This window comes from Mucilaginibacter dorajii (genome assembly GCF_024808255.1).
GTDB lineage: Bacteria > Bacteroidota > Bacteroidia > Sphingobacteriales > Sphingobacteriaceae > Mucilaginibacter > Mucilaginibacter dorajii.
The window spans coordinates 140,556-166,577 of the sequence record NZ_JANTYS010000001.1; the positions used below are offsets into that span (position 1 = coordinate 140,556).

General features: G+C 44.5%; 21 protein-coding genes. 17 read left to right on the top strand and 4 right to left on the bottom strand.

Annotation, left to right across the window (positions count from 1 at the left end; all coding sequences use genetic code 11):
* The first annotated feature begins 4 nt into the window (after positions 1–4).
* From ccoN to adhP, 9 genes are all read left to right on the top strand, one after another.
* Positions 5–2,131 carry a cytochrome-c oxidase, cbb3-type subunit I gene (gene ccoN, locus FHS10_RS00465; protein ID WP_259086660.1) on the top strand — a complete coding sequence of 709 codons (2,127 nt, stop codon included), beginning with the start codon at positions 5–7 and terminating at the stop codon, positions 2,129–2,131.
* A 7-nt stretch (positions 2,132–2,138) separates the two neighbouring features.
* The gene (locus tag FHS10_RS00470) at positions 2,139–2,330 is read left to right on the top strand and encodes a hypothetical protein (protein WP_259086661.1); all 192 of its coding nucleotides are present in this window, start codon (positions 2,139–2,141) and stop codon (positions 2,328–2,330) included.
* Positions 2,327–3,220 (top strand): cbb3-type cytochrome c oxidase N-terminal domain-containing protein, encoded by an 894-nt coding sequence (locus FHS10_RS00475; protein ID WP_259086662.1) that lies wholly within the window; start codon positions 2,327–2,329, stop codon positions 3,218–3,220. The genes FHS10_RS00470 and FHS10_RS00475 overlap by 4 nt, the downstream gene beginning before the upstream one ends.
* A 2-nt stretch (positions 3,221–3,222) precedes the next feature.
* Complete coding sequence (gene ccoG / locus FHS10_RS00480; RefSeq protein ID WP_259086663.1) at positions 3,223–4,596, top strand: cytochrome c oxidase accessory protein CcoG; 1,374 nt, start codon at positions 3,223–3,225, stop codon at positions 4,594–4,596.
* Positions 4,597–4,599: 3 nt separating this feature from the next.
* Positions 4,600–5,022 (top strand): FixH family protein, encoded by a 423-nt coding sequence (locus FHS10_RS00485; RefSeq protein ID WP_259086664.1) that lies wholly within the window; start codon positions 4,600–4,602, stop codon positions 5,020–5,022.
* Entirely contained in the window at positions 5,019–5,708 is a 690-nt protein-coding gene (locus tag FHS10_RS00490) for a sulfite exporter TauE/SafE family protein (RefSeq protein ID WP_259086665.1), read from the top strand. Before FHS10_RS00485 ends, FHS10_RS00490 begins: the two co-directional genes overlap by 4 nt.
* A 15-nt stretch (positions 5,709–5,723) precedes the next feature.
* Positions 5,724–6,464 (top strand): YoaK family protein, encoded by a 741-nt coding sequence (locus FHS10_RS00495; protein ID WP_259086666.1) that lies wholly within the window; start codon positions 5,724–5,726, stop codon positions 6,462–6,464.
* An 82-nt stretch (positions 6,465–6,546) separates the two neighbouring features.
* A complete protein-coding gene (locus FHS10_RS00500) occupies positions 6,547–6,894 on the top strand; it encodes a hypothetical protein (RefSeq protein ID WP_259086667.1) in 348 nt (115 codons plus the stop codon).
* Positions 6,895–6,920: 26 nt separating this feature from the next.
* Entirely contained in the window at positions 6,921–7,958 is a 1,038-nt protein-coding gene (adhP, locus tag FHS10_RS00505; RefSeq protein WP_259086668.1) for an alcohol dehydrogenase AdhP, read from the top strand.
* A 54-nt stretch (positions 7,959–8,012) separates the two neighbouring features.
* On the opposite strand, the gene hemN is transcribed toward adhP, so the two are convergent.
* The 4 genes from hemN to FHS10_RS00525 all read right to left on the bottom strand — a co-directional run bounded on the left by hemN (position 8,013) and on the right by FHS10_RS00525 (position 12,735).
* Entirely contained in the window at positions 8,013–9,386 is a 1,374-nt protein-coding gene (hemN, locus tag FHS10_RS00510) for an oxygen-independent coproporphyrinogen III oxidase (protein ID WP_259086669.1), read from the bottom strand.
* Between the two features lie 11 nt (positions 9,387–9,397).
* Positions 9,398–10,417 (bottom strand): 2-hydroxyacid dehydrogenase, encoded by a 1,020-nt coding sequence (locus tag FHS10_RS00515; protein WP_259086670.1) that lies wholly within the window; start codon positions 10,415–10,417, stop codon positions 9,398–9,400.
* Positions 10,418–10,498: 81 nt separating this feature from the next.
* Positions 10,499–11,551: a response regulator gene (locus FHS10_RS00520; RefSeq protein WP_259086671.1), complete on the bottom strand. Its 1,053-nt coding sequence runs from the start codon at positions 11,549–11,551 to the stop codon at positions 10,499–10,501.
* Positions 11,548–12,735, bottom strand: coding sequence for a PAS domain-containing sensor histidine kinase (locus FHS10_RS00525; RefSeq protein WP_259086672.1), 1,188 nt, complete (start codon positions 12,733–12,735; stop codon positions 11,548–11,550). Before FHS10_RS00525 ends, FHS10_RS00520 begins: the two co-directional genes overlap by 4 nt.
* A gap of 345 nt (positions 12,736–13,080) precedes the next feature.
* Between FHS10_RS00525 and FHS10_RS00530 the strand changes: the two genes are divergently transcribed.
* From FHS10_RS00530 to FHS10_RS00565, 8 genes are all read left to right on the top strand, one after another.
* A complete protein-coding gene (locus FHS10_RS00530; protein ID WP_259086673.1) occupies positions 13,081–14,271 on the top strand; it encodes an acetate/propionate family kinase in 1,191 nt (396 codons plus the stop codon).
* Complete coding sequence (locus tag FHS10_RS00535; RefSeq protein ID WP_259086674.1) at positions 14,261–16,645, top strand: phosphoketolase family protein; 2,385 nt, start codon at positions 14,261–14,263, stop codon at positions 16,643–16,645. The genes FHS10_RS00530 and FHS10_RS00535 overlap by 11 nt, the downstream gene beginning before the upstream one ends.
* Entirely contained in the window at positions 16,633–17,043 is a 411-nt protein-coding gene (locus tag FHS10_RS00540; RefSeq protein WP_259086675.1) for a hypothetical protein, read from the top strand. The genes FHS10_RS00535 and FHS10_RS00540 overlap by 13 nt, the downstream gene beginning before the upstream one ends.
* Before the next feature lies 1 nt (position 17,044).
* Positions 17,045–18,697: an alpha-glucan family phosphorylase gene (gene glgP / locus FHS10_RS00545; protein ID WP_259086676.1), complete on the top strand. Its 1,653-nt coding sequence runs from the start codon at positions 17,045–17,047 to the stop codon at positions 18,695–18,697.
* A gap of 36 nt (positions 18,698–18,733) precedes the next feature.
* The gene (locus tag FHS10_RS00550) at positions 18,734–19,129 is read left to right on the top strand and encodes a hypothetical protein (RefSeq protein WP_259086677.1); all 396 of its coding nucleotides are present in this window, start codon (positions 18,734–18,736) and stop codon (positions 19,127–19,129) included.
* A gap of 115 nt (positions 19,130–19,244) precedes the next feature.
* Positions 19,245–20,408 (top strand): L,D-transpeptidase scaffold domain-containing protein, encoded by a 1,164-nt coding sequence (locus FHS10_RS00555; RefSeq protein WP_259086678.1) that lies wholly within the window; start codon positions 19,245–19,247, stop codon positions 20,406–20,408.
* A gap of 1,030 nt (positions 20,409–21,438) precedes the next feature.
* The gene (locus tag FHS10_RS00560) at positions 21,439–24,846 is read left to right on the top strand and encodes an ABC transporter permease (RefSeq protein WP_259086679.1); all 3,408 of its coding nucleotides are present in this window, start codon (positions 21,439–21,441) and stop codon (positions 24,844–24,846) included.
* Positions 24,847–25,008: 162 nt separating this feature from the next.
* Entirely contained in the window at positions 25,009–25,806 is a 798-nt protein-coding gene (locus FHS10_RS00565; RefSeq protein ID WP_259086680.1) for a carboxylesterase family protein, read from the top strand.
* Positions 25,807–26,022: the final 216 nt, after the last annotated feature.

A 26,022-nucleotide genomic window follows, 5' to 3' on the forward strand; every position in this document is an offset into this window, starting at 1 on the left:
AACTATGCAGCCCGAAAAATTTTACTACGATAATAAGATCGTCCGCAATTTTGGTATTGCAACCGTGATCTGGGGGATCATCGGCATGACGGTAGGTCTCATCATTGCCATACAACTGTATGCCCCCGGCATGAACATGAATAATCAATATACTACCTATGGCCGCATCCGCCCGTTGCACACCAACGCTGTGATTTTTGCTTTTGTAGGTAATGCCATTTTCATGGGCGTTTATTATTCATTGCAGCGCCTTTTAAAGGCCCGCATGTATAGCGACTGGTTAAGCAAAATTCATTTCTGGGGCTGGCAGCTTATTATTGTATCGGCAGTAATAACACTGCCCTTAGGCTTTACTACCTCCCATGAATACGCCGAACTGGAATGGCCCATAGATATCGCCATCACCCTCATTTGGGTAGTGTTTGGCGTAAATATGTTTGGTACCATATTTAAACGGCGCGAGCGGCATTTGTATGTAGCTATCTGGTTTTACATCGCCACATTTGTAACCATTGCCGTTTTACACATCGTTAACTCGATGGAGCTGCCCATATCGGCCTTTAAAAGTTATTATATCTATGCGGGTGTGCAGGATGCCCTGGTACAGTGGTGGTACGGCCATAACGCGGTAGCCTTTTTCCTAACTACGCCTTACCTGGGCATGATGTATTACTTTTTGCCCAAAATGGCCAACAGGCCCATCTATTCTTATAAGTTAAGTATCCTGCATTTTTGGGCGCTGATATTCATTTATATCTGGGCCGGGCCGCACCATTTGCTGTATACCACTTTACCGGGTTGGGCGCAATCATTAGGCATCGCTTTTTCTATTATGCTGATAGCGCCAAGCTGGGGGGGCATGATCAATGGCTTACTAACCCTGCGTGGTGCATGGGATAAGGTACGTGATGATGTGGTACTGAAATTTATGGTGGTTGGTTTAACCGCTTACGGTATGGCCACCTTTGAAGGCCCCATGTTATCGTTAAAACAGGTAAACGGTTTTGCCCACTTTAGCGACTGGATCATTGCGCACGTACACGTAGGTGCACTGGGATGGAACGGGTTTTTAACTTTTGCAATCCTGTACTGGGTTATTCCACGCATTTATAAAACGGAATTATTCTCTAAAAAGCTATCTGCTTTTCACTTTTGGATTGGCACGCTGGGGATCTTGTTTTATGCCATACCCATGTACTGGGCAGGTTTTACGCAAAGCCTGATGCTGAAGGAATTTACTCCCGAAGGCATGCTGAAGTATCCTAACTTTTTAGAAACTACTTTGCAGATTTTGCCCATGCACATGATGCGGTCTGCAGGTGGGGCTATGTATCTGTTAGGAGTTATTGTGATGGCCTATAACCTGGCCCGCACCATGATGCAGGGAAGTTTGGTTGCCAATGAGGCGGCGCAGGCCATGCCATTAGCACCTGCAAACACCGTGGTAAAAGAACATAGCTGGCATCGCACACTGGAGCGTAAACCTATCCAACTGATGATTGCGGCACTGGTGGTGATATTGGTAGGCACCTTTGTGGAGCTAATGCCAACACTTACCATCAAATCCAATATCCCAACTATAGCAAGTGTTAAATCTTATACTCCGCTGGAACTACAGGGGAGGGATCTATACATCCGCGAAGGTTGTTCTAATTGCCACTCGCAAACTGTAAGGCCGTTCCGGTCAGAAACAGAGCGGTATGGCGAATACAGTAAAGCCGGTGAATTTGTGTACGACCACCCATTTTTATGGGGATCTAAACGTACCGGCCCCGATTTAGCCAGGGAGGGACAAAAATATGGCAACGCATGGCATTATAATCACCTGATGGATCCAAGGCTGATGTCGCCTGGTAGTATTATGCCTAATTATGATTGGCTGATCTCGCAAAAACTGGATACTACAACAACACGGTCAAAAATCAATGCCATGCGCACGCTGGGCGTTCCGTATGCCTTAGGGTATGAAGATAAGGCCAATGCAGATTTAGATAAACAAGCCAAAGGTATCTCTGATAACCTGGCGACAGACCATATTAAGGTAAAAAGCAATAAAGAGATCATTGCCATTATAGCCTACCTGCAAAGGTTAGGGGTTGATATTAAAGCCAATAAAACCAACAATAAATAACCACATCATGTTTAAGCAATTCACAGAAAACATTACCGCGAACCAGGGATACCTGCTTTTTTCCCTTGGTATATTCTTTGTATTTTTTGTTGTAGTAACCATAATGCTTATCAGGCTGCGTAAAGAACATGTTGCCCATATGAGCGATATGCCGCTGCACGACGGAATTAATGAACCTAAAAAGCACGGCAGGTTATGAAGCGTTATAGTATAGGTTTAATATTTACACTGATGGGGGTAACAGGCACTGCATCAGCTGATAACCTTATCCCCGGCGATCTTCAGAATTATATCGCCTATGGCGCTATCATCATCATGCTGTTACTTATCGTAATTGCTATGCTGGTATTATTGCGTGCATTTAAGGTAATCACTATGGTGATCCTTAAGTCCCAGGGATATACCAAAGCCGAGATTGAGGCAGAAATGCATCCGCCTAAAAAGGAGAAAAAGCCCAAGGGAGAGGTTTGGAACAAACTGCTTTCGTTACGGCCCCTGGCCGAAGAAAAGGAATTGTTGATTGCGCATGATTATGACGGTATACAGGAGTTGGATAATCCTATCCCGGGCTGGTTTATGTACCTGTTTTATGCAACCATCATTTTTGCCGGGGGGTATTTGCTCAATTACCATGTTTTTCATACCGGGCAGTTACAATACGATGAGTATAAAACAGAAATGGCACAGGCTGATATTGCCAAAAAATTGTACCTGAGCAAGGCAGCCAACCAGGTTGATGAAAATACGGTAAAGCTTGTAAATGATCCGGCTGTAATAAGCGCCGGGCAGGCAATTTTTATTCAAAATTGCAAACCCTGCCATGGTGAACATGCCGAAGGTAATGTGGGGCCAAACCTTACGGACGATTATTGGCTGCATGGCGGTAAAATTAACGATCTCTTCAAGACTATTAAATACGGTGTATTGGCCAAAGGCATGCCTACCTGGGAAAAGCAATTATCGCCAAAGCAAATAGCCGATGTGGCTAATTACGTAAAATCATTGCATGGTACTAACCCTGCCGGGGCAAAAGAACCGCAGGGTACCAAAGAAGCACCGGCAAATGATCAGCTTGTCGCAATCAAATAATTATGGACGGATTACTGGCAGCAAAGGAAACAGGAGAACGGAAGTGGATGTACCCGCTGCTGCGTAAAGGTATTTTATATAAATGGCGCAGTTGGGTAAGTTATTTTTACCTGGTGACTTTTTTTGCCGGTCCGTTTATACGCATCAACGGGCAGCCTTTGCTGTTGCTCAATTTTATGGATCGGCAGTTTGTGATACTGGGACAGGTTTTTTGGCCGCAGGATATTTTTCTTTTTGTGCTGGCCACGCTGGTGTTCCTGGTTTGTATTGTGTTGTTCACCATCGTGTTTGGACGGATATTTTGTGGGTGGATTTGTCCGCAAACTATTTTTATGGAGATGGTTTTCCGCAAGATTGAATTTTGGATAGAAGGGGATGCCGGGAAACGCAGAGCCTTGGATGCAAAACCATGGGATAAGGAAAAAGTAATGAAGAAAACCGGTAAACACCTCTTGTTCCTGTTTTTTTCATTCCTCATTGCAAATACCTTTCTGGCTTATCTTATCGGGAGCGAAAGCCTGTTAAAGATCATTACAGAACCAATCACTTTGCATTGGTCGGGCTTTATCAGTATCTGGGTGTTTACTATCATCTTTTATTTGGTATACAGCCAGGTGCGCGAATTAGTATGCACGGTGATTTGTCCGTATGGCCGTTTACAAGGGGTGTTGCTTGATCAAAATACTTTAGTGGTTGCCTATAATGAGGTACGTGGTGAGCCGCGTGGCAAATTATCCAGGGATGCCGGGCTAAATGCCTCCAAAGGGGATTGCGTTGATTGCGGCTTATGCGTATCCGTTTGCCCCACAGGCATCGATATTCGCAATGGCACGCAGATGGAATGCATCAATTGTACCGCCTGTATCGATGTATGTAACGAGGTGATGATCAAAATTAAAAAGCCGGCTAACCTGGTTGGCTTTTTTTCAGAAAACATGATCCAAAACCGGGTGAAACCCGCGTTTACCGGCAGGATGAAGGCATACACGGCAGTGATAACCGTACTCATCACCATACTGTGCTACTTCATCTTCAGCCGCAGCGATTTGAATATCACAGTTATGCGCGGTGCCGGAATGCTTTATCAGGAACAGCCGGGCGGTTATGTAAGTAACATATACAACGCCGAGGTCATTAACAAAACCAAGACTAATAAACTCGTTACCATACAGCCGGTTGATCCTGCTGTTAAAGTAAAATATATACAGGCACCGGGTGCCATCAATGGAGGTACAGCCGTAAAAACGGTCTTCTTTCTGTTGATCCCGGTAAGCCATATTCATGAAGCAAAAACAATGGTAGGCTTACAGCTTATTCAAAACCACCAGGTTATACAAACGGTAAATACAGCGTTTGTAGGGCCTGTAAACGATTAACATATGAACTGGGGAAAAGGAATTATTGGCGGAATGGTACTTTTTATGCTGTTTATCATCAGCATGTGCGTATATATGTTTATGATACCCGAAGATGGTTACGATCATGAGTATTATGAAAAAGGTTTAAATTTCGACAAAGATTTTAATAAGGAGCGGCGGGTTGAAACCGATCATGCCCGCCCGTTAATTGAGGTAACCGGTAAAACGGTTAAGGTCATTTTTGTAAAGCCTGCATCAGGGTCTATCAGGTTTGTAAGGCCATCAAATGAAGCGTTAGACAATACTGTTAAAGTTGATAGTGCAAACGGGAAAAATATCATCGTTCCTGTTCAAACAATGGTGGCAGGCAAATGGCAGGTAGTATTGAATTGGGAAAGTAACCATAAGGAATATTTGTATCAGCAGGAGATCTACATCAAATGAGCACCAACAGCATCGCTTTTTTTATAGGTTTATTTGGCAGCGTACATTGTATAGGTATGTGCGGGCCGCTTGCGTTGGCTATCCCATCCTTCCAAACCAAATGGTGGTTTATTGTTAGTGATAAATTGCTATACAATATTGGCCGGGTTATTACCTATTCTTTTTTAGGATTGCTTATAGGGTTAATGGGCAGGCAACTCTGGATGGCGGGGCTGCAGCAAGGTGTAAGTCTGTTTAGTGGAATGCTGATCATTATGGCTGGTTTTAGCCGTTTATTCAAGATCAGGTTGGGGCAAAGCATCATGATGAATAAATTATTATCGCCAATTAACCGCTTGCTTGGCTATGCACTGCAACACAAGGCCGGGCATCTGATCATTGGTTTACTTAATGGTTTTTTGCCCTGTGGTTTTGTTTACCTGGCGCTGGTTGGCGCTATTAATACGTCATCATCGTTGGCTGCCGCTCAATATATGTTTTGGTTTGGCATGGGTACTTTTCCGCTTATGTTATTGGCTACCATCAGCTCAGGCTTTATCGGGCCATCCATTCGCCGCCGTATTAACCGTACCATGCCTTACCTTATGGTTTGCCTTGGTTTTTGGTTTGTCCTGCGTGGGTTAAACCTGGATATTCCATACCTTAGCCCAAAGGTGCATTCGACGGGTATTGGCGTTTGTCATTAATAAATTTTAACTTTTATGTTACGGCACCTGGGTACCAAAAGAACTTACGGGCACAATTTTAAACTGGCTTCTCTGCTGGGTTTAACAGCCGGGTTTGTTAACGCAGCGGGCTTTTTAGGGTTTGCGGTTTTAACCACCAATGTAACCGGCCACGTCGCGCTTTTTGCCGAACGTATTGCCTTGCAGGATTGGAAAGCGGCGCGCGTCATCGCGTTGTGGATGTTCCTGTTTTTAGCCGGTGCTTTTGTATCTGGCTCTATTGTTTCCCGTATCGGCCGCAACCAGCGCTTTTCCTACGTTGTGCCAATCCTTATAGAAATTATCATATTACTTGCAGTAGCCTTATTGGGTTACCGGTATAACCATAGTTTGGTGGCAAAAGAGATTTTTGCAGGGAGTTTGCTTTTTGCCATGGGCCTGCAAAATTCACTGGTATCTATGGTGTCGGGTTCGGTTGTACGAACAACCCATTTAACCGGTACCTTTACCGACCTTGGTATTGAGCTGGCACAACTGCTTCAAAAAAATGCTGATGATCGTGCCGCGTTGATATCGCGGGTCAAGCTTCGCTCGGCTATCATTTTGTTTTTTATGGGTGGTGCGCTTGGTGGTGCTTATTTGTTCCGTTTTATTCAGTTTTTTTCTTTTTTTATACCTGCTTTTTTACTGATTTTTACCTTATTGTACGATGTTTTTCGCATAGCAATTAAACGTTACTACCAACAATTACACCACCCGCTGAAAATCGAAAAGTGATGAAGGTCACTTTGTAGTCAGATGCCCGTCATGGTGCAAAACTGCTTTAAAAGCCATCTTTGATCATTAAAACATATCAATCATGGCAACTTTTAAATTGAACGCCCCAACCTGGGAAGTAACAACAACCAATCAAAACAATAATACTACTTTATGGAACAAATGGCTGGCTTTTGCTGATAGCCAGGCGGGTAGCAAAACCGCATGGTTCCTGGTTTCATTGATGATTCAGGGTGTGCTATTTCTGCCTATCCCCGCGGTGCTGATGTATTATTATGATGCACCTATTATTGTATTGGGCATTACGATGATCCTGTTTTTCGCCAATATTATTGCAGGTATGGGTGGCTCCGGTATCAGAACCGTATTGAATTTCTTTGCTGCAAGTGTGCTTATTCACCTGGTAATGCTGGCCTTATTTATATTGTAAATCAATTACATCCCTAACAAAAACATATGCTCCCTAAAAAAATGAAGGCGGCGGTGATCCATGAATTTGGACAGCCGCTGCACATCGAAGAAATGCTGGTAAAAGAACCCGGCGAAAATCAAATAGTAGTGAAAGTGATCGCTTGTGGAGTTTGCCATACCGACCTGCACGCCTGCCAGGGCGATTGGCCCGCCAAGCCTAAACTACCGCTGATACCCGGGCATGAAGCCCTGGGCTATGTAGTAGCCCTTGGCCAGGGAGTTAAAAATGTAAAGGAAGGCGATATTGTAGGTGTGCCCTGGCTGTTTAGCGCCTGCGGTTGCTGCGAATTTTGTATTACTGGCTGGGAAACACTTTGCGATACCCAGCAAAATGGTGGTTACAGTGTAGATGGTGGCTTTGCAGAATACGTTACGGCCGATTCACGTTATGTAGCGCATTTTCCGGCAAATATTAACTTTACGCAAATGGCGCCTATCATTTGCGCTGGTGTTACTGTTTATAAAGGCATTAAAGAAACCGAAGCCAAACCGGGTGAATGGATAGCCATTTCCGGTATCGGTGGTTTAGGTCACCTGGCCGTTCAGTATGCCAAAGCGATGGGGCTGCATGTGGCGGCTATTGATATTGCCGGTGATAAGCTGAATTTGGCAAAGAATTTAGGTGCCGATTTAACTGTTAATGCACTGGAGCAGGATCCTGGCGAATTTTTAAAGAAAGAAACCGGTGGGATGCACGGCGTATTAGTTACGGCGGTTTCGCCTATTGCTTTTAAACAAGGGATCTCGACCTTACGACGAAAAGGTACCATTGCTTTAAACGGATTGCCTAAGGGGAGTTTCGACCTGCCAATTTTTGATACCGTGATTAACCGCTACACTGTTCGTGGTTCCATAGTAGGTACGCGGAAAGATATGCAGGAAGCAATTGAATTTGCATTAGATGGCAAAGTAAAAGCTACTATTCATACAGCTAAACTGGAAGATATCAATTCGGTATTTGACGAGATGAAAAAAGGAGAGATAGAGGGTAGGGTAGTATTGGAAATTGCCCAACCTGATTGATAATGTCAGCTATGTTAATGAAAAGGAGAATCTAAAACAGGTTCTCCTTTTTAATTATATGGCCATGCTAAAAAGCTGCGTGGCTGGTTTATCCGCCCAAAGCCTTGCATCAAGAGCCATGCAGATATTTCTTAAATATCCCTGGCCTAATGGGGTAACTTTTAATCCCCAGGAGTTGAGTTCTATCAACCCGTCATCTACCAGTGGTTGTAAACGTTCCAGACCTTCAAATAGTGAGGGGCAAGGCTCCTGGTGGTGATTCCATGTTGTATTTCCTTTACACATGATATTTTGGATATGCTTGCGGATAATGAGGTCATCAGGTGTTAACAAGTGACCTTTAAACACCGGTAATTCTCCCTGTTTTACCAACTGCAGGTACTCCTCTACATTTTTTACATTTTGAGCAAACGCATATGCCGAATCGCTGATAGCAGATACCCCAAGCCCAATCAATAGTTGGGTGTGCTGGTCTGTATAGCCCATAAAGTTGCGGTACAGTTGGCCATTTTTCATGGCTGTAAACAATTGATCACCAGCCAGTGCAAAATGATCCATGCCTATCTCAAGGTACCTATAGCTATGCAATAAGGCCCGCCCCGTTTCGTGTAATTTTTTTTTGGCTTCGGCATTAGGCAGGTCGTTCTCTGTAAAATGACGCTGGCCAGGTTTTATCCAGGGTACGTGCGCATAACTGTAAAAAGCTATCCTATCGGGCGTTAACTCCGCAACCTGTTGTATAGTAGTGGCTAAACCATGCAACGTTTGTAGCGGAAGGCCGTAGATGAGATCATAATTAACAGATGTGTAACCAATGCGGCGCGCCTGACTGGTTACAGCCTGCACCTGCGCAAAGCTTTGCTGGCGATTAATAATTGCCTGTACCTTTGGGTCAAAATCCTGGATGCCAAGGCTTAATCGCCTGAATCCAAGATCATATAATACCTGTAAATGGTTTACTGTGGTATTAGCGGGATGGGCTTCAAAGCTGAATGCTGCTTCGGGATGAATATCTGCATAAAGAAGGATTGCGCTAATCAGCATTTTCAAGTTTGCTGCACTAAAAAATGTCGGCGTTCCGCCGCCAAGATGAATTTCGCGGATAAGGGGTTTGTGGCCAAAAATATTCTTGTACATAGCCCACTCCAATAGCAGCGCATTAATGTATGGCTCTTCAACACGGTGGTTTTTGGTGATGCGGATATTGCACCCGCAATAGGTGCACAGATTTTCGCAAAAGGGGAGGTGTATGTAAAGACTTATCCCTTCTTTAGGGTTGCTTTCTTTAAAGGATCGTTTTACTGTTTTTTTCCAGTCATTTTTGTTAAACCGGGCAATATCCCAATAAGGCATGGTTGGATAACTGGTATACCGCGGCAAAGCCACATTGTATTTTGCGGTTAGGTTATTGTTTTCAGGAACAGGCATCGCGTAGTGTTTTACAATTGTACTTTATCAACCGCGTTGCAGTCTTTTTGGCAAATGCAGGCTTTACCTACACATTTATTTTGCTGCCATAGGTCGAGGTTTTTGATAGTTTGGTCGGCTATTTCCTGCAGTGCTTCTTTGGTCAAATAGGCCTGGTGTGGGGTAATCAGCACGTTTGGGTAGTTCAGTAAACTGTGCAGCAAAGGATCTTTAACCATGTCGCCTTCATGGTCTTCAAAAAACAGGCCTTTTTCAAATTCATACACATCCAAACCCAAATAACCTATTTTGCCGCTTTTTAATGCCGCTATTGCATCTGTTGTTCGAATGAGTGCTCCCCTGGAGGTATTGATCAGCATCACACCGTTTTTCATTTTCTCTATCGTTTCTCTTTTTACGATATGTTTTGTGGCTGGTGTAAGCGGCAAATGCAAAGAGATAATATCGGCGGTGATTAGCAGCACATCTAAACTCACAGGTTCTACATTCGGTATATCTTCAGGAAAGTCAGGATCGCAGGCAATTACCTTACAGCCCAAACCATTAAATATTTTAGCCACAGCTTTACCTGTATTACCAAGGCCAATAAGGCCTATTGTTTTACCAGAAAAATTAAAACCGATGAGTTCATCGTTCCTGAAATCAAAGTTATGGCTATGTTGGTCTGCGGTTACCAGGTGACGGTTTAGCGCAAAGGCTATGGCAGCCGCGTGTTCGGCAATGGCCTGTGGCGAATAGGATGGTACGTTGGCTATTTTAATACCAAACTGAGCAGCGGCTTCTTTATTGATATGATCGGTGCCGGTAGAACGGGTTACGATATATTTTACACCCGATTTGGCCAGTTTTTCTATCACAACAGCCGATACATCATCATTAGTAAATACAATGACTGCATCTTTGCCTTCCGCGTAAATAGCTGTATCCGGGCTCAGTGCGTTGGATATCAGCGTGATGTCGTGCTTTTTTTCGTTGGCTTTGGCCAGGTACTCTTTTTCAAAAGGTTTGATACTATAAGCTACCGCTTTCATCCTGTTCTGTTTTATTAAACAAAATTAGCGCTTAGATTATACTCTGCCCATGTTCCAAATCAGGCAAAAATATGATACTGGTCAGTTTTTCATCTTTTCCAGCTTAACCAGGTCCAATATACTTATGGTGCCTCCCTTTTTATCAATCAGGCCTTCATCTTTAAAATCGGCCAGGGTGCGACTTACAGTTTCAGTAGCCATGCCGGCCATAGCTGCCAGGTCTTCGCGGGCTATTTTAAAGCTCATGTCTGCTGCATTCTGCTGGCGGTAAATACGTAATATCGCTTCGGCCATTTTTTTCCTTACCGAATGATAAGCCAGTTGCAGCAATTGCGTTTCCTTTTCGCGGATATCATTGGCCAGTAATTTGATAAACGCGCGGGCTACTTCGGGGTACTGGTTCAATAATTCATCTAACTGATCTTTGGGAATCAGGCAAAGCAGGGAGTCTTCTAACGCGGTTGCGGTATCGGGATAAGGTTCGTTGCTCAATATCGCATGAATCCCCAGGTAATCATCTGCTGTGTACATGCCGGTCATTAATTCCCGGCCGTCGTTGGCCTGTTTGATGGTTTTTACCTTTCCGCTGATCACCAGGTAAAGCCCGTAACCTTTATCACTTTCGTAATAAATGACCTGCCCTTTTTTAAATTGCCGGGTTTTGCGTTCGGTAATTATTTTTTTCAGCTCGACCAGTCCATCATTCCTGGCGACCAGGCTTTGCAGGCGGTCCAGGCTTTTGCTGTATAACTGGTGAACGCTATCTTGTTTTTTTAGCCTTGTTTCAATAGCGTTCAGCAACTCCATATCATCAAATGGTTTGGTAAGATAGTCATCCGCACCCATTTCCATTCCTTTGCGCAGGTCAAGCCGCTCTGCTTTAGCTGTTAAAAAAATAAAAGGTACGGCAGCCATTTCGGGATGCTTGTTTAGCATAAAAAGCACGCCATAGCCATCCAATTCCGGCATCATAATGTCGCACAGGATAATATCGGGTTTGCTTTTCAGGGCGATGTCAATGCCAGTTTTACCATTGTCGGCTTCAAATACGGTATAGCCCGCCAGTTGCAAAATCTCGGCTATGTTTTCGCGGATATCGTGGTTATCTTCAATAACCAGTACTTTTTTGCTCATAGTATAGGGAATGAAATGGTGAATAAAGTACCCTTGTTCACATTGCTTTTAAAGTCGATGATGCCATTCATCAGGCTGGCATATCGCGCTACGATGTTCAAGCCCAGCCCGGTCCCCGGGATATTACCAGTGTTGTGCGCCCGGAAAAATGCTTCAAACAAATGCTTTTGATCGGCTTCGGGAATACCGATACCGTTGTCTTTAACCGTGATATGGCAGCCGGCTGCGTTGATCTCGGTATTAAACTCAATGAAGGTATTTTCGCCAGAATATTTGATGGCGTTAGCAATGAGGTTGATGATGCAGTTTTTTAGCAGGTTAGCGTCCAAATTGGCTACGTGGCTAATGCCGGTATGCTGGTAAATAATATTTTGATTTTGTTTGGCCAGCATTTGCATTTCCTCTGTTATTTCTTCTGCCAGCTTAACCAGGTCGAAGTTATTAAAGGAGGGCTCAACGCGTCCAGCTTCCAATTTTTCTAATGAAAGGAAATCATTGAGGATGCCGGTTAAGTTGCCAACCGCGTGTTTAATGCGGGCAACGTGTTTTGTTATATTTGAGTTATCAAATGGTTGCGCATACTTATCAATCAAACTGGCCGAAAGCTGTACCGCGCTTAAAGGGGTCCGAAACTCATGGGAAGCCATGGATACAAATCGGCTTTTTAACTGGCCCAGTTCTTTTTCTTTTTCGAGCGATAGACTCACCTCTTCTTTAGCCTGGCTCAAAGCTTCTACAGTTTGCCGGAGCGATTGCGTTCTGTCTGCAACCAGTTCTTCCAGGTGGGCGGCGTAATCTTTAAGCTGATGCTCGGCTTCTTTTTCCCGGCTCAGGTCATGGATGAACCCTGCGTAGATTTGTCGTCCCGAATACTTAACCTCGCTAACAGCAAGCCGAAACGGAAAGTGAGTGCCGTCTTTTCTTAACCCGGTAACCTCGCGGCCTATGCCTATAATATGGGCATGCCCGGTACGCTGGTAACGGCCAAGATATTCGTCATGTTGCTCCTTATCTGGCGGGGGCATCAATACGGATACATTTTTGCCGATAACATCTTCCGGCGAGTATTGGAACAATTTACAGGCCGCCGGGTTGATCGATTCTATTTGGCCGCGTGCATCAATGGTGATAATACCGTCAATGGCATTGTCAATTATCGCTCGTAAAAGGGCTGCATTCTCCATAAGTAGATTTGGCCGAATGGCCATTGCCCAAATATCAGCATAAGCGATCACTCCACAAGTAATTACTTTCAGGCAAAAAAGTGACGAAGGTCATTTTTTTTGCATCCTGGATTTTTATTGCCTGGAGGACAAAACAAAAGCTATCCCTACTCCTTGGTAGGGTATATTCTTTACACTTCTCCTACAGCGGCTTGGCCGTTTACATGTCCTGTTACAGTTTTACACACCAATAGGTGCAGGCAATTAATGATTGATATCATTTGCTATCGCACCTGCGGTCATTTTTCACAAGCGGTATGGCCGGTAGTTTTGTTGCCGGTTCAGCTGCTATAGATTGCTATTAACATGACAGAAAAACAAACCTCCTATATCTTAAGCATCAACTGTGGCTCGTCAAGCCTGAAATTCAGTTTGTACCAATCCGGTTCGCTGTTGCAGGAATGTAGCGGCAATGTTGATACTATTGGCAGCACCGGCAGCAGTTTAACTATTTATAAAGACGGAAAGTCCGTTTTGCAACAGTCATCTGGCTTCAAAAATCTGGATGGAGCAGTAAAGGCAGTTATCAATTGGTTAAAAACCAGCGAATATAAAAACAGCTTGCTGGCCATTGGGCATCGCCTGGTACAAGGCGGGCCGGATCATCGCGAACCCGAACTAATCACAGATGAGTTAATAAACAACCTACAGGCTTTTGTTTACCTGGCACCCAATCATTTGCCAGACGAAGTCAGAACAATTAAAACATTTGGGCGCGCTTTTCCTGGATTGCAACAGGTAGCCTGTTTCGATACCGCCTTCCATCGCAATATGCCCGACGAAGCTAAATACTATCCACTACCGGCCAAATACCGCGAGCAAGGGTTACTGCATTACGGTTTTCACGGCCTTTCTTATGAGTACATTATGCATCAGATTGATAGAAAGCATATTAAAGTGAGTAAAATCATTATTGCTCACTTGGGCAACGGTGCCAGTATGGCCGCTGTGAAAAACGGCATCTGCATCGAAACAACCATGGGCCTTAGCCCGATAGGTGGCTTGGTAATGGGTACCCGTTCGGGCGATCTGGACCCGGGTGTAATATTATTTCTGCTGAAACAGGGAAAACTTACAACAGCACAACTCGATAAATTGCTCAGTAAAGAATCCGGTTTAAAAGCAATCGCGGGTAAAAGTGACGTGCAGGAATTGCTGCAGCTGGAAGCTGAAGATCCCAAAGCCAGGGTTGCCATTACCGTATTCTGTTACCAGGCCCGGAAGTTTATCGGCTCTTTGACCGCCGCCATGGGCGGGATGGATATGCTTGTTTTTACAGGTGGCATCGGCGAAAATTCTGAAATCATCCGCGAACGCATTTGCGGGGAGTTGGGTTTTTTGGGAGTCAATCTCGATAAAAAATCAAATCACGATAACAAAGAAAATATTTCATCAGCTACAAGCCGTGTAAAGGTACTGGCGATGAAAACTAATGAAGAAGTAATGATAGCACAACATACACAAACCATTATTAAACATCAAACCCATGAAAACTGAATTATCAACTATAGAAGCAGAGGAGTTATCCGCCGAACTATTGCAAAAGATGCACGCTTACTGGCGTGCGGCAAATTACCTGAGTGTAGGGCAATTGTACCTGCGGCAGAACCCCTTGCTTAAAGAGCCCCTAAAGCTGGAGCATGTGAAAAATATGCTGCTTGGGCATTGGGGAACCACGCCGGGGCAGAATTTTATTTATACCCACCTCAACCGCATCATCAATAAGTACGATCTGAATATGATCTATGTTTCCGGTCCGGGTCACGGTGGTCCTGCCGTAGTTGCCGGTACTTACCTGGAAGGAACCTATACGGAGGTATACCCCAATGTTACTGAGGACGAAGAAGGCTTGCGTAAATTGTTCACCCAGTTTTCTTACCCGGGCGGTATTCCCAGCCACGCATCACCTCAAACACCGGGATCCATTCACGAAGGTGGCGAACTGGGTTATTCGCTAAGCCATTCATTCGGCGCTGTGTTTGATAACCCCGATTTGATAGTAGCTTGCGTAGTGGGTGACGGTGAAGCCGAAACCGGTCCGCTGGCTACGGCCTGGCATTCCAATAAATTTTTGAACCCATTAACTGATGGTACTGTTTTGCCTATCCTGCATTTAAATGGTTACAAAATCTCTAACCCAACGGTTTTGGCCCGTATTACGCACGAAGAATTGGAACAATTATTTCGCGGTTATGGCTGGAACCCCATCTTTGTAGAGGGTGATGAACCCGAACAGATGCACCGGGATATGGCCGCTGCGCTTGATTATGCCATCGACCGCATTAAACAGGTAAAATATGATGCTGAACACTCGAATGGCGACCGCCCGCGCTGGCCGATGATCATCCTCCGGTCGCCCAAAGGCTGGACCGGCCCTAAAGAGGTGGATGGTTATAAAATTGAAGGTAACTTCAGGGCGCATCAGATCCCGCTGGCGGTTTCTGCATCGGCACCGCCCCAGCATTTGCAAATGCTGGAGGATTGGATGAAAAGTTATCGCCCCGAAGAATTATTTGATGAGCAAGGTAAACTGATCGCCGAACTGGCCGAACTGGCACCAAAAGGCGAACGCCGAATGGGGGCCAACCCACATACTAATGGCGGCAATTTATTGCGCGACCTGCGCCTGCCTGATTTTAGGGATTATGCTACCGTAGTGGCAAGCCCCGGCGCAGATGGGGAAGGAGATACTTACGTTAGTGGCCGTTTCCTGCGGGATGTGATCAAAGAGAACCAGGAGCAACGAAATTTCAGAATTTTTGGGCCTGATGAAACTGTATCTAACAGGTTGGATGCCGTGTTTGAAGCAACTAATCGCCAATGGGATGCACCTGTGGAATTGCATGATGAGTTTTTGGCAGCAGACGGCAGTGTAATGGAAATGCTGAGCGAGCATCAATGCGAGGGTTGGTTAGAGGGTTACCTGTTAACCGGCAGGCATGGACTGTTTAATTGCTACGAAGCGTTTATTCATATTGTCGATTCGATGTTTAACCAGCATGCCAAATGGCTTAAGGCCAGTTTAGAACTTCCATGGCGCAGGCGGATAGCTTCATTGAACATCTTACTAACCTCAACCGTTTGGCGGCAGGATCATAACGGCTTTACACACCAGGACCCCGGCTTCCTGGATCATGTGGTGAATAAAAAAGCCACCATTGTAAGGGTGTATTTACCGCCCGATGCCAATTGTTTGTTATCGGTGATGGATCATTGTCTGCGCAGCTACCATTACGTAAACGTGATTGTAGCCGGCAAACACCCCGCGCCGCAATGGCTCAATATGGAGCAGGCGGTTGAACATTGTACCCGCGGCATAGGCATCTGGAATTTTGCCAGTAATGACCAGGAGGCCGAACCGGATGTGATCATGGGCTGCAGCGGTGACGTGCCAACTTTAGAAACACTGGCAGCAGTATCTATTTTGCGTGAACATTTACCCGAACTAAGGATTAGAGTGGTTAACGTGGTTGACCTGTTCAAGCTGCAAAAAAGCACCGAACATACCCACGGATTAACAGATAAAGATTATGATGCGCTATTCACAACCAACAAACCCGTGGTATTCGCTTTCCATGGTTACCCGTGGCTGGTACACCGCCTTACCTACAACCGCGCTAATAACGTGAATATGCATGTGCGTGGCTATAAAGAGGAGGGAACCATTACCACATCTTTCGATATGACGGTACTGAACGAGATGGATAGATTTCACCTGGTTATCGATGTGATAAACCGCCTGCCGCAAACCGGTAGCAAGGGCGTTTACCTGAAACAATTATTGTTGGATAAACTGATCGAGCATAAACATTACATCAACACTAACGGCAAGGATATGCCCGAAATACTCGACTGGAAATGGAAAGCATAATTAACAACGGCAGCCCGCAACTAAAACACCGTTATTACTACCGTTACTACAGGGTGGTTAAAAACGATACGGCGCTACAGGCGTTCTCGGCAAATGATTTTCGGCCCCGGCCCGCGGTTATAGCCGGGATTAATTATTCGCTTTTACCCGGCTGGGAAGGTTACGATCAATATGCAGATATAGGCCAGGCCATGGAAAAGGCCAAAGCGGGAGCCTTGAACTATATTGAACAGTTGATAAGTGGGGGAGAGGCGAGCCTGCCAAAACTGTTGCAGTACCGGATGGATCATTACGAGGATCTGCATATCAATCTGGTATACAGTAATATTCAACTGGTAGAGGCGGCCGCTATCAGCAATACACAATTTACATGGCATCCATACCGCATACACAACTAATATGTTTGATACAAAAACACTGTTTGGCTATGAGCCGGACTCTAAATATAATACCCCGGTTGCCTACTTCTCCATGGAGTTTGCTATTGACCAGGCCTTAAAGATCTACAGCGGCGGCCTGGGCTTTTTATCCGGATCGCACCTGAGGAGCGCCTATGAACTGAAACAAAATTTGGTAGGCATCGGCATGCTTTGGAAATATGGGTACTATGACCAGGTACGGGACAGCAATGGTTTTATGAAACCCGAATTTATTGAAAAGCGATACGCTTTTTTGCACGATACCAGAATTGTATTTACCGTACAGGTGCATGATGCGCCTGTACATGTCAAAGCGTGGTTGCTTAAGCCGGAAACCTTTGGCTCGGCACCTTTATTTTTGCTGAGTACTGATCTCCCGGAGAATGACGAGCTCTCCAAATCGATCACGCATAGTTTGTATGATCCCAACGAATCCACCCGCATAGCCCAGACCATTGTTTTAGGAATTGGTGGTGCCATGCTGCTGGATATTTTAGGCATCGAACCGGAGGTTTACCATATGAACGAAGGGCATTCAGTATCGCTGAACTTTTACCTGCATGCCAAATATAAAAGCCTTGCCGAAGTAAAGAAAAGGGTAGTATTTACTACCCACACGCCAGAAATGGCAGGCAATGAGTCGCATAGTTACAGGCTACTGAAAGAGATGTCGTTTTTCTATCATCTGCAGGAGCACGAAGTGAAATCATTGCTTGGCTTGGATGGGGATTATTTTAATTATACACTGGCGGCACTCAAGTTTTCGCATAAAGCTAATGGCGTATCCAAATTGCACGGCGAGGTTGCCCGGCAAATGTGGGGAAATTACCCAGGTGTATGCGAGATTACTGCTATTACTAATGCGCAAAATAAGTTGTATTGGGTTGATCCTGTCATCGACAAGGCTATTACCAAAGGTAATAATGAAGATATCATCAGTCGGAAAAAGGCTATGAAACGCGAGTTGTTTAAAGTGGTGGCCGATCAATGTGGTAAATTATTTGACCAAAACGTGCTCACTATTGTTTGGGCCCGGCGCTTCGCCGGCTACAAGCGGGCCGACCTAATGATGCAGGACTGGGGCAGGTTTATCAGCCTTGTTGAAAATTCCAAATTCCCGGTGCAGATTATCTGGGCAGGGAAACCCTACCCGGAAGACGGCGAGGGGATTGGTTTGTTTAACCAGATTATCAGTCGTGCCCTACCTTTTAAAAACTGCGCTGTTTTAACAGGTTATGAGCTGGAGTTATCGGCACTGCTAAAAAAAGGATCGGATGTATGGTTAAATAACCCAAGGATGTATCATGAAGCATCAGGAACCAGTGGTATGACAGCGGCCATGAATGGGAGTATCAACCTCTCGCTGCCCGATGGATGGGTGCCGGAATTTGCAGTTGACCAGGAGAACTGTTTCCTGATTCCTAATGCGCTGGATAGTCTTTCTGTAGTGGAGCAAGATAAGCTGGAAGGTGAAAGCCTGATGGATGTACTGGAGAACGCGGTAATACCAATGTATTATAATAACTCCGGCAATTGGTTAAATATTATCAAACGTGCGGCGGTGGATATCGTCCCTGGTTTTGCATCGGGGCGTTTGGCTAAGGAATACTACGATCAAATGTATAAGCCATAAACCTGGATGGAAACAAGATATCAAAAAATAAATAAAATGGAAACCCCCGATCAAACAGAACTGATTACAGAAGACTACTCCATTGTGAACGAATGGGCGGCCGACAATACATTTTTCAGAATTGAAACCGTTTTTCTGCATCACATGATGGATGACTACATAGCGCGATGCCTGAAACCTGAGCAGGTTAAAAAAGTCAAACAAGTAAAGATCGACCTATATCAGTTGGAAGCACACGAATTGTACATCGGGGAGGTCCTGAAACAGCAAATGAAAAATCTTGCCGAAATGAGTAAAGAAGGGGCAACAGTGATTGAAAACGACATTGTTGCAAAACACTTACAGCTCAAAAAATTGATACATGGTATAACTTTGGAATACCGGGCATTTAGGCAGGTGTTATATGCGCTTTTAACAGAGAAATGCAAATGAAGGCTTGAATGGACCGCGGTTGAATTCTTTTTCGCTGATCATCAGTATTTTAAATGACGGGCATCATTTATTACGGCGGCTGTAAAGGGGATATTTACAATAAATCCCAATATCGATGAAAAGCCTTTTAAGATCAAGTATATATACTTTCGTTTTTGCTGTTTCCTTCATAGTGCCGGCGTTTGGGGCAACTGTGCCACCCAATAATACAGGAATGGCAGCGGTTATCGACTTGCAAATAAAAAAGCATCAAAAAGAATTGTATTACCCGCTTTCTGTGATGCGTTTTTATAATAGCAACGGCAATAAATTGGCATGGATTGCGCCAGATACTGTTAAAAACCACGCCACTGATGCTATGCTATTGTTGGATTGTGTGCTTCAATATGGTTTAAATCATGCAAATTATCATCCTGGTAAGCTTTTATATGATGAACTCCGTTTGCTTAGATCAAGCACTGCCAGCGTAAGTGATGAGCGAAAAGCGGTGTTTGATATCTGGCTAACAGATGCTATGCTTGCGTTTGAAAATAACCTGCATTATGGCAGGTTTAACCCCAATTATCCGGCGGGGAAGATCGATGTAGACGGGGGAGACGGTTTTAACTCGACTGCAATGTTGAAGGCTGCTCTTATAAGTGAAGAATTTACTACTGCTATCACATCAGCGCAACCTAAATCCAAAATCTACCTCGACCTAAAACGTCAGATGTACCTGGAAACCGGGTTATACACCAATGATTGCTATGAATTCCCGCAGAAAGGGATTCAAAACATGGCCATTAATATGGAGCGTTTGCGCTGGTATAGTGTTGGTGAAAAAACGCCGGTAGAAATCAACATCCCATCACATATATTAACTGCTCACGTGCAGGATAGTGACATTTATTTTAATTTGAAAATGACTAAAGCAACACTTATTGCTTTGGAAAAACTTTTGGGTAGTTCAGCACCAATAACATTGTCGGTTTTACGTGGGCAGGTTATACTCTATAGTTTACCTCTCATCAATGACCATCTAAAGGATTTAAGCGGCATTTCACTGATTGGAGGAGCGAAAGATCTACCTCTTCATATTTCTGTATTGAAGAGTAAAAAATTGGCCAAACTTTTATCGCGCCGGGATTTTCCCCAAATTATCGTAAACGATATTCCTTTAAAACTTACTTATATCACCGGTGAAATTAAAGGAGGCGTTCTTATTAGTTACAACGATATCTACGGTTTAGACAGAGATTTAACACAAACTTTATATCAAACGGTAAAAAAGATAAAATAAAACAATAATTTAAAATCTTATGAAAGAATTAGATTCAATTATGGCGGAAGTCTGCTTGATCCCATAAAATGTTGTGCTATTATTGTCCTGAAACGAAATGAGGCGATTAGTGTCTTTCACCTAATCGCCTCACTTTCAAGTACTCAGAGCGGGAATCGAACATCGCCTGTAAGTCATTGATTGTCAATATGTTATAAAGTATAAATTAGACTACTCAATGAATCGTTCAATAAACACATATCGACCGTTGCCGATAGTCTGACGAAGGTAGTAAAAAGGTCTTTATGGTGAATTAATTCCTCATAATTTATTTTACACACTTATTGCCAACACCTGATCTGGAGAAATGAAATATAAGACAAGAATGGGAGAATACTTGTCTGTGTCCAATTAGTATGTACGAGGGATAGCATCTGGAGAGCTAGGGTTCAGAACCATATGCGTTTCCGTCTTACTGAGACCATTTTTGGTGCTTTTTGAACTTGAACGCTACGAATAGCGCTTTTTTTTTTTTTTCACCTTTGGCGGAGAGTTAGGTTTGTGAACCTTGACTCTTGTATATTGGTAATCAGTATTTTACATTTTCAAAAGTCCTTTACTCTACGAATAACGCAATAGCAAGTGACTCTAATTGTTAATTCAAATATAGAAATAATATTAAAAAAGTAAAAGTCTATTTTCTTTTATCAGCGGGTTGGTTCGAGCCCAGCCTCAGGACTTAAACTTAGGTACTACCGAAAAGTACTTAAGAAAATTAAAAGATGTTTTTAAAGAGGCTACCTTTTCGAGACAGCCTCTTTTTGTTGATTTTATGCACGGGTAGACTAACACTTTGACCACCTCAACTTCTTCAGTGTTAATTGCTATTTCCCTTCTTGTCAAATACAAATCGGGGCACTCCAAACTTTTGTTGTTCAAAACTGAACATTCTGTTGTTCGCTTTTGTTACACCGATCCACTAACGCAGTCGTTAACTCCTTATCTGTTAATATTTTATAAATTTGGAACAGCAATTGACCGGAATGCTTAATTGAGCACAAATAATTTCCATATCAACCCGTATGACATCGTCTCATTAGGAACGCTGTTTGTGGGAATGACGATGGCGCTACTTTTAGGAATCGCCAAAAAAACCGGCCAAAAAACCAACCTGCTATTAAGCTCAGCTTTAAGCGTAGCCGTACTACGGGCCTGCGGATTTACACCTCTTTTTTTACCGATGTTGGGCCCGCTACTGTATTTTTATGTACGACAGCTTACAAGCCCGGACCGGCGGTTCCGCCGGACAGACATGCTGCATTTTTGTTTATTACTTGCAGGGTATTGGATGCCGGCCTGGTTGATTTTAATTTCGGTCAACATTTATTTGTACCTGTCGCGCCGACTGATCGGCCGTTTTTATGATCGTTTACGGCCTGTACTCATGGACCGTCCCCGCTTTGCTTTCCGGCGACTGGATAACAACTTGTTGCTGCTGGGCACATTGTGTCTGGCGTGGTTGTTGGATGATATCTTCTCCTTTGCCGTTGCCTTTGTATTAATCGGAATGGCTGTTGAGGAGATGCTGAAACCAGATAGTAGCGTTACACTGGCAATGCCAATAAATGACCGGTCTGATGCAAGGAAAAAAGGCCGGAGGCTGAAGGAAGCCGTGGCAACAAACCGAATTTACGAGGACGCCGAACTCACGTTGACGACCCTGGCGCTGAAACTAATGATTCATCCGCATGACTTATCCCGGATTATTAATGTTGGGCTGGAAAAAAATTTCAGCGATTTTATTAATGAATTTCGGGTTCGCGAAATTACCAGGAAAATGCAGGATCCAGCCTATGAAAGGCTTACGTTGCTGGGTATCGCTTACGAGTCAGGGTTCAACTCCGAAAGAACCTTCCATCGCGTTTTCAAGGAGATAACCGGCAAAACACCCTTGGCATACAAAAATAGCCTGAGAAAAGAACTGCCAATTGATAAGTTGGCAATCCAGGCACGAATACGCCCGGTAATATTGCGTTCGGAAAGCCCGCCAATTTGGGCTTCAGCAACATTAAAACGCAATGTTATGTTAAAGAATTATTTAAAGATTGCCTGGCGCAACATTAAAGGGAACAAAGTTTACAGCGCACTCAATATTACCGGACTGGCAGCAGGAATTGCTGTAACTTTACTGATCGCATTATGGGCCTGGCACGAATATTCTTATGATCGTTTTCTCCCTGATTACACCCAGCTTTACCAGATCAAACTTAACTTCGACCAAAATGGAGATATCCAAACGCAAAGCGGCGGCTGCCTGCCAATTGCCGGTGCCCTGCGCAGCAGTTTTCCGGAAGTAAAATACGTTGCCGAGACCGGCTGGACTTCAAGGCACAGCCTGACAGTCGGGGATAAAAAACTGTACCAGCAGGGCATGATCGTGGGGAGCGATTTTTTAAAGATGTTTCAGTTTCGTTTGCTTTCTGGCAGTCCCGCTACCGTGCTGAATGAGCCGTTTTCTATCATCCTTACCCAATCCGCCGCTAAAGCCTTGTTTGGCAATGATGATCCGATTGGTAAAGTTTTGCGGATCGATAACGCGCACGATGTAAAAGTGGCCGGTTTGATGGATAATGTGCCGGATAATTCCACCCTGCAGTTCAGCTATTTGTTGCCGTTTGGTTATTGGGAGCAGACGGTACCCTTTGTAAAAGCAGACAGGACGAACTGGACACATTACCCCTTTAATCAGTACGTCGAATTGCAGCCGGGGGTAACTGAAGCGCAATTTGCGCCAAAGATCAAAAACCTGCTGCAAGGACATGATCCCATCCACAAAGTCGAAATCGTTTTGCAGCCGGTAAAAAACTGGCACCTCTATTCCGAGTTTAAAAATGGAAAGGTCTCCGGCGGCTTTATTGTCTATGTGCGTATGTTTTGCATTATCGGTGCGCTGGTCCTGCTTATCGCCTGTATCAATTTTGTTAACTTGTTTACCGCGCGTTCGGAGAAAAAGGCAAGGGAGGTGGGTGTGAGAAAAGCGATCGGTTCCACCAGGGCCAGCCTGATTTTTCAGTTCCTGACTGAATCTGTCCTGGTTACTTTTATGGCCGCTCTTTTTGCTATCGCCATTGTGCAGGTGTCGTTGCCCGCCTTTAATTCGCTAACCGGCAATACGCTGAAGATACCTTACGCTGAACCTCTTTTCTGGATAGTACTCCTGGTGTTTGTTTTATTTACCGGTGTAACGGCCGGCAGCAGGCCGGCTTTTTACCTTTCTTCTTTTAACCCGGTAAAAGTGCTGCGCGGGACACTCCAGGTTGGTAAAGCGGCGGCCTTACCCCGTAAGATCCTGGTCGTCATTCAATTTTCCTGTTCCATCGCATTGATCATCGGTACCATCATCATTTACAAGCAGATCAGCCATGTTAAAAGCAGACCGACTGGCTATGATGCCGACCGCCTCGTAATGACCACCACCACCCCCGACCTTAACCGCAATTATACCGCCCTTAAAAATGACTTATTACAAAGCGGATTTGTAGTAAATGTCACCAGGGCATCCAGCCCTGTCCCCGTGATTGATTTCCAGGCTGGTTGTAACCTCTTAAACTGGCCGGGTAAAAACGGCGGAGAATCCCTCGGCATTTCCTACGCTGCGGTTTCAGAGGATTTTTTTAAAACCGCAGGTATGAAAATGGCAGAAGGGCGGGAATTTACGGGAATGCCTGGTGATACACTCCATGTGATCCTCAACGAAGCCGCCGTCGGAAAATTGCGGCTGAAAGCCCCTGTGGGCCAAATGCTAAGCACGGAATTGTCGAAAGAGCCTGTGCGGATCATCGGTGTGGCTAAGAACGCAGTCATCGGCTCGCCATTTTCGGCGATACAACCCGCCTTGTTTGTTTATAAGCCGGATCAGTCAGGTACAGTGATCTACCGTCTTAAGCCTGATGTGAATGTGCAGGATGCGATAAGCAAACTCGCGCCGATCTTTAACAAATATAATCCTGCCTATCCCTACGATTACCAATTTGCCGATGCAGCTTATGACAGCAAATTTAAACAGGCACAACTGGTCGGTAAGCTGGCTGGTGTTTTTGCGGGCTTAACGATACTGATCTCCTGCCTGGGCCTGTTCGGCCTGGCTGCCTATATGGCGGAACAAAGAACCAAAGAAATCGGCATCCGCAAAGTTTTAGGAGCTTCGGTCAGCAGTATCTGGTTATTATTGTCCAAAGACTTTATGGTGCTGGTATTCATCGGTTGTGTAATTGCCGTCCCCCTGGCACTTTATTTCATGACGGGCTGGCTTCAGCAATATGATTACCGGATCAGCATCGGGCCGGGCGTGTTTATCATATCAGGTATTATGGCGCTTATCATCACTTTATTTACGATCAGTTTCCAGGCAGTCAGGGCGGCCCTGGCAAATCCTGTCAAAAGTTTAAGAAGTGAATGATTGGTGTGGCATTATCCATATTGCTTGTAATCAATTTATTATAGGTGTTTCAGAATAATTGCGAGACTAAAGGGATTTGAATGCAGATTTATTCATCAAACATTGGCCGGGCGGTGAGCAGAAATTAGTTGTTAATTCATAACTCAATTAAAAATAATCCTTATGAAAAAAATCCTATTTCTTATTTTGTTGTTATTTAGTGGTCTTTTTTTGCAGGCGCAGGACACAAGTGCTTACAAGAAAGCGCTATTTATTTCGGGTCATGACACCTTGCGTTACAGGATAATGTATCCTTCAAACTATGAAGCCGGACATTCCTATCCTTTAGTCGTGTTCCTGCACGGTGCAGGAGAAAGGGGGAACGATAATGAGAAACAGCTTTGGCATGGTGCCGATTTGTTTTTAGGGGACTCCGTACGAAAAAAATTCCCGGCCATCGTAGTTTTTCCACAATGTCCTACAGATAGTTCCTGGAGCAGGTTTACGAAAATGACGGATACCACAACTGCGGATGTGCGGAATCGCGCATTAAATACCTATGCCCTTACTACGCCCGAACGTTTGGTGAAGCTATTAATAAACAAGCTGGTCCGGCGTAGGGTGGCTGACAAAAATAGAATTTATCTCGGGGGACTATCATTAGGTGGTTTTGGCGTCTACGATTTGGTGATTCATTATCCAAAATATTTTGCAGCTGCATTTACGATTAGTGCCCAGGCCAATGTAAAACTGTATACACAGAAAGCACGTTACTTTCCGATATGGATTTTCCACGGTGACTCGGATAATACCATTTCCGTACAACCTGACAGGGATTTATACAAAGCCATGCAAGGCGTAGGTGCGAAGAACGTGAAGTACACAGAATACCCGGGCGTACAACACAATAGCTGGGATAACGCTTTCGCGGAACCGAAACTTCTTCCCTGGCTGTTTTCGTTCCGGAAAGGCAATCAATGAGAGCTTCGACCTAACCTTCTTAACTGATTGGAATATATATACACTTCATATCACGCTTTATAACCTGTTTTTCTTCGGAATGATTAGCATACCTGTAATGCAACTGTTGTCCAGCACATACCGGTGCAAAGTTCGCAGGCGGACCGTATCCTGCCCGCCTGCGACCAGCTGGCTACACGTTACTTTGAAGTATTTTTCGGTTTATCAGAAAGTGTA

Bases quoted from the DNA above. Each gene is read 5' to 3' on its own strand.
- FHS10_RS00565 (WP_259086680.1), top strand. From the start codon at position 25,009: ATGAAAAAAATCCTATTTCTTATTTTGTTGTTATTTAGTGGTCTTTTT.
- FHS10_RS00535 (WP_259086674.1), top strand. From the start codon at position 14,261: ATGAAAACTGAATTATCAACTATAGAAGCAGAGGAGTTATCCGCCGAA.
- adhP (WP_259086668.1), top strand. From the start codon at position 6,921: ATGCTCCCTAAAAAAATGAAGGCGGCGGTGATCCATGAATTTGGACAG.
- FHS10_RS00490 (WP_259086665.1), top strand. From the start codon at position 5,019: ATGAGCACCAACAGCATCGCTTTTTTTATAGGTTTATTTGGCAGCGTA.
- FHS10_RS00520 (WP_259086671.1), bottom strand. From the start codon at position 11,551: ATGAGCAAAAAAGTACTGGTTATTGAAGATAACCACGATATCCGCGAA.
- FHS10_RS00470 (WP_259086661.1), top strand. From the start codon at position 2,139: ATGTTTAAGCAATTCACAGAAAACATTACCGCGAACCAGGGATACCTG.
- FHS10_RS00540 (WP_259086675.1), top strand. From the start codon at position 16,633: ATGGAAAGCATAATTAACAACGGCAGCCCGCAACTAAAACACCGTTAT.
- FHS10_RS00475 (WP_259086662.1), top strand. From the start codon at position 2,327: ATGAAGCGTTATAGTATAGGTTTAATATTTACACTGATGGGGGTAACA.
- hemN (WP_259086669.1), bottom strand. From the start codon at position 9,386: ATGCCTGTTCCTGAAAACAATAACCTAACCGCAAAATACAATGTGGCT.
- FHS10_RS00500 (WP_259086667.1), top strand. From the start codon at position 6,547: ATGGCAACTTTTAAATTGAACGCCCCAACCTGGGAAGTAACAACAACC.
- FHS10_RS00515 (WP_259086670.1), bottom strand. From the start codon at position 10,417: ATGAAAGCGGTAGCTTATAGTATCAAACCTTTTGAAAAAGAGTACCTG.
- FHS10_RS00555 (WP_259086678.1), top strand. From the start codon at position 19,245: ATGAAAAGCCTTTTAAGATCAAGTATATATACTTTCGTTTTTGCTGTT.
- FHS10_RS00525 (WP_259086672.1), bottom strand. From the start codon at position 12,735: ATGGAGAATGCAGCCCTTTTACGAGCGATAATTGACAATGCCATTGAC.
- ccoN (WP_259086660.1), top strand. From the start codon at position 5: ATGCAGCCCGAAAAATTTTACTACGATAATAAGATCGTCCGCAATTTT.
- ccoG (WP_259086663.1), top strand. From the start codon at position 3,223: ATGGACGGATTACTGGCAGCAAAGGAAACAGGAGAACGGAAGTGGATG.
- FHS10_RS00530 (WP_259086673.1), top strand. From the start codon at position 13,081: ATGACAGAAAAACAAACCTCCTATATCTTAAGCATCAACTGTGGCTCG.
- FHS10_RS00485 (WP_259086664.1), top strand. From the start codon at position 4,600: ATGAACTGGGGAAAAGGAATTATTGGCGGAATGGTACTTTTTATGCTG.
- glgP (WP_259086676.1), top strand. From the start codon at position 17,045: ATGTTTGATACAAAAACACTGTTTGGCTATGAGCCGGACTCTAAATAT.
- FHS10_RS00550 (WP_259086677.1), top strand. From the start codon at position 18,734: ATGGAAACCCCCGATCAAACAGAACTGATTACAGAAGACTACTCCATT.
- FHS10_RS00495 (WP_259086666.1), top strand. From the start codon at position 5,724: ATGTTACGGCACCTGGGTACCAAAAGAACTTACGGGCACAATTTTAAA.